The following is a 7038-nucleotide window of genomic DNA, read 5'->3' as shown; positions in this document are numbered from 1 at the left end:
CCGCCCCGGCTCCGGCCGCTCCGGCCAAGGCCGCGGCCCCTGCGCCGAAGGCCGCGCCGGCCCCCGCGCCCGCCGCGAAGCCCGCGGCCAAGCCCGAGACCGAGGCGCCCGCCGGTCCCGAGTTCGTGACGCTGCGCGGCCCGGCCGCCGCGGTCGCGAAGAACATGAACGCCTCGCTGGAGCTGCCCACGGCCACGTCCGTGCGCGCGGTCCCGGTGAAGCTGCTGTTCGACAACCGCATCGTCATCAACAACCACCTCAAGCGGGCCCGTGGCGGGAAGATCTCCTTCACGCACCTCATCGGCTACGCGATGGTGCAGGCCATCAAGGCCATGCCGTCGATGAACTGGTCCTTCGCGGAGAAGGACGGCAAGCCGACCCTGGTCAAGCCGGACCACGTCAACTTCGGTCTGGCCATCGACCTGGTGAAGCCCAACGGCGACCGCCAGCTGGTCGTCGCGGGCATCAAGAAGGCCGAGACGCTGAACTTCTTCGAGTTCTGGCAGGCCTACGAGGACATCGTCCGCCGCGCCCGCAACAACAAGCTGACGATGGACGACTTCACCGGCGTCACCGTCTCGCTGACCAACCCCGGCGGCCTCGGCACCGTCCACTCCGTGCCGCGTCTGATGCCCGGACAGTCGGTCATCATGGGCGTCGGTTCCATGGACTACCCCGCCGAGTTCCAGGGCACCTCGCAGGACACCCTGAACAAGCTGGGCATCTCCAAGGTGATGACCCTCACGAGCACGTACGACCACCGCGTCATCCAGGGCGCCGCGTCGGGCGAGTTCCTGCGGATCGTCGCGGGCCTGCTCCTGGGCGAGGAGAACTTCTACGACGAGATCTTCGAGTCGCTGCGCATCCCCTACGAGCCGGTCCGCTGGCTCAAGGACATCGACGCCTCGCACGACGACGACGTCACCAAGGCCGCGCGCGTCTTCGAGCTGATCCACTCCTACCGGGTCCGCGGCCATGTCATGGCCGACACCGACCCGCTGGAGTACCGCCAGCGCAAGCACCCCGACCTGGACATCACCGAGCACGGCCTCACCCTGTGGGACCTGGAGCGGGAGTTCGCGGTCGGCGGGTTCGCCGGCAAGTCGATGATGAAGCTGCGTGACATCCTGGGCGTGCTGCGCGAGTCGTACTGCCGCACCACCGGCATCGAGTTCATGCACATCCAGGACCCGAAGCAGCGCAAGTGGCTGCAGGACCGGGTGGAGCGCCCGCACCACAAGCCGGAGCGCGAGGAGCAGCTGCGCATCCTGCGCCGGCTGAACGCGGCGGAGGCCTTCGAGACCTTCCTGCAGACCAAGTACGTCGGCCAGAAGCGGTTCTCGCTGGAGGGCGGCGAGTCCGTCATCCCGCTGCTCGACGCGGTCATCGACTCCGCGGCGGAGTCGCGCCTCGACGAGGTCGTCATCGGTATGGCCCACCGCGGCCGCCTGAACGTGCTGGCGAACATCGTCGGCAAGTCGTACGCGCAGATCTTCCGCGAGTTCGAGGGCAACCTCGACCCGAAGTCGATGCACGGCTCGGGCGACGTGAAGTACCACCTGGGCGCCGAGGGCACGTTCACCGGCCTCGACGGCGAGCAGATCAAGGTCTCGCTGGTCGCCAACCCCTCCCACCTGGAGGCCGTCGACCCGGTACTCGAGGGTGTCTCCCGCGCCAAGCAGGACGTCATCAACAAGGGCGGCACGGACTTCACCGTCCTGCCGGTCGCCCTGCACGGCGACGCCGCCTTCGCCGGCCAGGGTGTCGTGGCCGAGACGCTGAACATGTCGCAGCTGCGCGGCTACCGCACCGGCGGCACGGTCCACATCGTCATCAACAACCAGGTCGGCTTCACCGCCGCCCCGGAGTCGTCGCGTTCGTCGATGTACGCGACCGACGTGGCCCGCATGATCGAGGCGCCGATCTTCCACGTGAACGGTGACGACCCGGAGGCCGTGGTCCGCGTCGCGCGGCTCGCCTTCGAGTTCCGCCAGGCGTTCAACAAGGACGTCGTGATCGACCTCATCTGCTACCGCCGCCGCGGTCACAACGAGGGCGACAACCCGCAGTTCACCAACCCGCAGATGTACAACCTGATCGACAAGAAGCGCTCGGTGCGCAAGCTCTACACCGAGTCGCTGATCGGTCGCGGCGACATCACGCTGGAAGAGGCCGAGCAGGCGCTCCAGGACTTCCAGGGCCAGCTGGAGAAGGTGTTCGCGGAGGTCCGCGAGGCCACCTCCGCCCCGGCGCCGGTGCATGTCCCGGACACTCAGGCCGAGTTCCCGGTCGCGGTGAGCACGGCGGTCTCCCAGGAGGTCGTCAAGCGGATCGCCGAGTCCCAGGTCAACATCCCGGACCACATCAAGGTGCACCCGCGGCTCATGCCGCAGATGCAGCGCCGCGCCGCCTCCGTCGAGGACGGCACGATCGACTGGGGCATGGGCGAGACGCTGGCCATCGGCTCGCTGCTGATGGAGGGCACCCCGGTCCGGCTGTCCGGCCAGGACACCCGCCGCGGCACGTTCGGCCAGCGCCACGCGGTGCTGGTCGACCAGGAGACCGGCGAGGACTACACCCCGCTGCTCTACCTGACCGAGGACCAGGCCCGCTACAACGTCTACGACTCGCTGCTCAGCGAGTACGCGGCGATGGGCTTCGAGTACGGCTACTCGCTGGCCCGCCCGGACGCGCTGGTCATGTGGGAGGCCCAGTTCGGTGACTTCGTCAACGGCGCGCAGACCGTCGTCGACGAGTTCATCTCCTCCGCCGAGCAGAAGTGGGGCCAGCACTCCGGCGTCACGCTGCTGCTGCCGCACGGCTACGAGGGCCAGGGCCCGGACCACAGCTCCGCGCGCCCCGAGCGCTTCCTGCAGCTGTGCGCGCAGAACAACATGACGGTCGCGATGCCGACCCTGCCGTCGAACTACTTCCACCTGCTTCGCTGGCAGGTCCACAACCCGCACCACAAGCCGCTCATCGTCTTCACCCCGAAGTCGATGCTGCGTCTGAAGGCTGCGGCGTCGAAGGCGGAGGAGTTCACCACCGGCGGCTTCCGCCCGGTGATCGGCGACACCGGGGTCGATTCAGGCGTGGTCGACCCGGCCGCGGTCCGCAAGGTCGTCTTCACGTCCGGCAAGGTCTACTACGACCTCGACGCCGAGCGTAAGAAGCGCGGCACGACGGACACGGCGATCATCCGCCTGGAGCGCCTGTACCCGCTGCCGGGTGCGGAGCTGCAGGCCGAGATCGCCAAGTTCCCGAACGCCGAGAAGTACCTGTGGGCCCAGGAGGAGCCGGCGAACCAGGGTGCCTGGCCGTTCATCGCGCTCAACCTGATCGACCACCTGGACCTGGCGGTCGGCGCGGACATCCCGCACGGCGAGCGCCTGCGCCGCATCTCGCGGCCGCACTCCTCGTCCCCGGCCGTGGGCTCGAAGAAGCGCCACGAGCAGGAGCAGGAGCAGCTGGTCAACGAGGTGTTCGACGCCTGAGGCGGCTGCGCCGCCGAGTGAGGTAGTACCCGGCCCGGCCCCGCGATCAGTTCGCGGGGCCGGGCCCCTCCGTGTCCGGGCGGAGAACCGCGCCGAGGCCGTACCGACCGCGCACCAGGTCCAGCAACCGCCAGGCCGCCTCCCGGTGCGCGACAGGGACCGTGCGGTCGTCCAGCAGCCCTGATGCCAGCCGGACGCCTTCGTCGGCGTTCTCCACACTGCCGGTCAGCATGCTGCGCACGAGCAGCGCCTCGGCCAGCAGCAAGAAGCGCTCCGCCCCGGTGTCGGGGCCGGTGGCCGGTCCGCGCATGCCCTTCAGTGCCTGTACGGCGATGTCGAGGGCGGTCACCTCTGCACTGGCCCGTCCGTAGCGCACCAGCGCCTCGGCCTGCCGAGTGCGCAGGTCGTCGTGCTCGGCAGGGTCGGGCGCGGGCTCCTGCGCCGCGGCGGCGAACGCCTGGAGGGCCTGCGTCAGATATCCGATGTCGCCCTGCTGGTCGAAACGGCGGCGGCAGGCCGTGCCCAGCGCGCGCAGACAACTGCGCCGCAGTTGGGGGTCATCCGAACGCTCGGCGTGGCGGGCGGCCTCGGACCAGGCCCGAAGCTCCTCGTCCTCGTGGTGCGGGGCATCGCCGGGGGCGGTGGCGAGGATGGAACTGAGCCGGGCGCGCCGCGTCCAGAGGTCGACCAGCACCCGAGGATCGGCGTCCTCCGTGCCCGCCAGCGCGTCCATGCCACGGCGGAGCAGGACCACTGCCTGCGCAGCGGCGGCGCGGCCCCGTTCCGGCCGCACATGCCCCCGCAAGGGACCCTGTCCCATGTGGTGCCGGGCCCGCTCGCTCAGCCCGGCCCCGGCGGCCAGGTCACCTTGCTCGTCGCCGACCCGGAGTCCGGTCGCGGTCCCCACGTGCGCCGCGTACAGCTCGATGTTGAGCGGCTCCGCGAACTCACGGGGGACATCCGGCCCACGCACCCCTTCGGCTTTGCGCGTGCCCTCCACCAGGAGGTCGCCGAGAAGGACATGGGTCTGGGTTCTGGCCGCCTGGTGACGCGCGTACTCGTCCTGCTCCGGGTGGTCCGCGACCGTCCGGTACGCGTTCGCCGCCCGGGCCGACAGGCGGTAGGCGGCCAGTTCCGCACCGAGCGGTCCCGGGCTCCACGGGGAGAGTTCGGCCAGCAGCAGTTCCGGCAACTGCTGGAGGAGCATCCCGCCGGGGCGGGTGAGTTCCCGGGCCAGGGTCGTCAGGGCCTCGCCGAGAGCGCCGGTGGTGACGAAGTCCCCGGGGACGGACGGGCGTTCACCCCGCAGACGGTCGCCGTGCAGCGCCGTCGTGGCCGCCTCCACCAGGTCCTCGACCAGTCCGCCGGCCTTCCAGCGGCGCATCAGCGCACCCGACAGCAGGCCGTACAGCCAGCTGCCGCGCCACTCGTCCGAACCGGTCGCGATCAGTGTCCGCAGCAGCCGGACGGCCTCCTCGAGGTCTCGTACGGCTCCTGTCTCGTCGTAGCGCTGCAGATGCCGGTCGGCGCGACGGTGCAGCGCGAACCACTCCGTCTCGCGCAGTGACGCCGGCTCCGGCGCGGGAGGCCCGGCAGGGATGCCGCGCTGCGGATAGTAGCGACGCAGCACTGTCTGTGAGACCTCGGCGAAGTGCCCGGGCATGGCTTCTGCCGCGTCGTCCTCGCCGGTCCGGGTGTCCTCCGTCGTGCCGGTGAGATAGGCGGCCGCCAGAGCCGGGAAGTTGCGTGCCGCGCGTCCGAACCTGCGCTCCACGTACTGGGAGACCGCGCTGAGCACGAGCCGGGCCGCGCCCTGGTCGACGCCCTGCAACAGGAGTTCGCGTACGCCGTTCCGGAAGGCGAACGCAGGCCCGTCGGGCGGGTACGCCGCTGTCGACGGCTGGGACTCGCGGACGAGCAGCCCGCTGAGGAGCACCTCGGCGAGCTCGGACGGGCCGCTGTGCGGGAGCATGACCCGCTGGACGAGCTGCATCACCGGCAGCGTCAGCGGCGCCGCGGCCAGGTATCCGGCCAGGAGGACGGCATCGGGTGAGGCGGTGGTGCGAAAGGCCCGCACCAAGGTCAAGGGATCATGGGCCGTACCTGCCCGGGGGGACGAGGACGCCAGGTGGTCCGGCAGCACCCATGCGGCCGCGCCGTCCGTCCAGGGCAGGTCCCCGGACAGCAGCCGGGCCCATGACCCGAGTGCCGCGGCGTTCGGTGCCAGCACCGGCACCGCGAGAGCCCGTAGCGCCGGGTGGGGCTCCGGGCCGTGCACCGGTCGGAACACCCAGCGGCCGCCCCCGACCTGACGGCGCAGCTCTCCTCCTGCGGGGGGCAGATGAGTACGCCGCCACATGCGTTGCGGCAGCGGCTGGAGTACGGCGACGGGCGCCGTCTGCGCCCACTGGTGGAGTTGCCGCTGCATCCGGCCACTGCGCCACAAAGGCCCGGCGCAGTCGGAGAGCACCAGGGTGATCCGCCGCCCGGCGAGGTCCTGGAGCCGGTCGGGTGGGCCGAGGGCCGGCAGTTCGGGCACGAGTGAGTCCGCCACGGCCGGTGCTCCCGTGGCCGGGTGCTCATGGAGATAGTGCACGGACAGCGAGCGGAAGATGCCCGAGCGCTCGCACATGCGCCGCAGTTCGCGCAGCAGCTCGTGCCATGGGGCCATGGACGTCGAGACGTCCATGGCGAGCTGGATGTGGGCGGCCTGGCGGCGTCGTTCACGCAGCACGGGAACGAACACCCCGGTCGCCGCGGCACGTTCGGCGGACGCCTGCTCGTCGATGACACTCTCCGAGACCGTATGCGCCGAGGGCTGGTACCGGCGCAGGGCGCGCAGGGCCTGCTGCGAGCTGCCGGCATCGGGCAGGACGTCGGCCGCCGGTGCGGCCACAGGGCGGCGGGAGCTCAGTCCGCTCTCCTCCTCGGAGGCGACGGGGTCGAGCCGGAACGAACCGGGGCCGGGCGGCCCGCAGGCGTCCTCGTCCGGGATGTCGGCGGGTGCCGGGTCGGCAGGGACGGTTGGGGGCTGCTCCGGGGCGGGCCGTTCATCAGGGCCCCCAGGCTCGGCGACCGGAGCTGTGGCCACGGCGCCGGCGGCGGGCGAGACATGGCGGGCGAGCCACAGCACGTCCGCGAGCTCCTGTACGCCGGGCCGGAGTCCCGCCTCTTCGAGTCGCCGCACCAGTGCCGCCAGTGCCGTTGTCGCCCCTCCGCCCTGCCGGGCCCCGCGCTTCACCGCTGGCCCGGCCCCAGCGGCCTCATGAGCAGCTCGGCCAGGCGTCCGCGGTCCTCCGGGTCGCCCCCGTCGCTGACCTGCGTCAGATAGACGGCGTTGAGGAGCTGGTCGGCCGCCCGGAACTCGCCGGGCGCCTGCGACAGAAAGCGGTCGATCATGTCCACGTGTTCGTCGGTCAGATCCGGTCCGAGGTGTGCCGCCACCATGGCCGCGAGCCGCTGCGGGCCCGGCCTGCCGAGGTTCAGATGCAGGCAGCGACGCAGCAGCGCCGCGGGGAAGTCGCGCTGGTCGTTGCTGGTCATC

General features: G+C 71.2%; 2 protein-coding genes and 1 pseudogene. 1 reads left to right on the top strand and 2 read right to left on the bottom strand.

Features of this window, described 5'->3' with window-relative positions; translation table 11 throughout:
- On the top strand, window positions 1-3494 hold a 3494-nt coding region (locus HW130_RS30315), incomplete at its 5' end, for a multifunctional oxoglutarate decarboxylase/oxoglutarate dehydrogenase thiamine pyrophosphate-binding subunit/dihydrolipoyllysine-residue succinyltransferase subunit (RefSeq protein WP_177152964.1).
- 46 nt (window positions 3495-3540) lie between these two features.
- On the opposite strand, the gene HW130_RS30310 is transcribed toward HW130_RS30315, so the two are convergent.
- Complete coding sequence (locus HW130_RS30310) at window positions 3541-6681, bottom strand: SAV_2336 N-terminal domain-related protein (protein WP_177152963.1); 3141 nt, start codon at window positions 6679-6681, stop codon at window positions 3541-3543.
- 50 nt (window positions 6682-6731) lie between these two features.
- Window positions 6732-7038: pseudogene (locus HW130_RS30305) on the bottom strand (MoxR family ATPase); the annotation flags it as partial.

Source organism: Streptomyces sp. PKU-EA00015 (genome assembly GCF_013387495.1).
Classification (GTDB): Bacteria; Actinomycetota; Actinomycetes; order Streptomycetales; family Streptomycetaceae; genus Streptomyces.
Note: the sequence above shows the minus strand (reverse complement) of the source record. Positions and strands in the feature narration are given on the sequence as shown.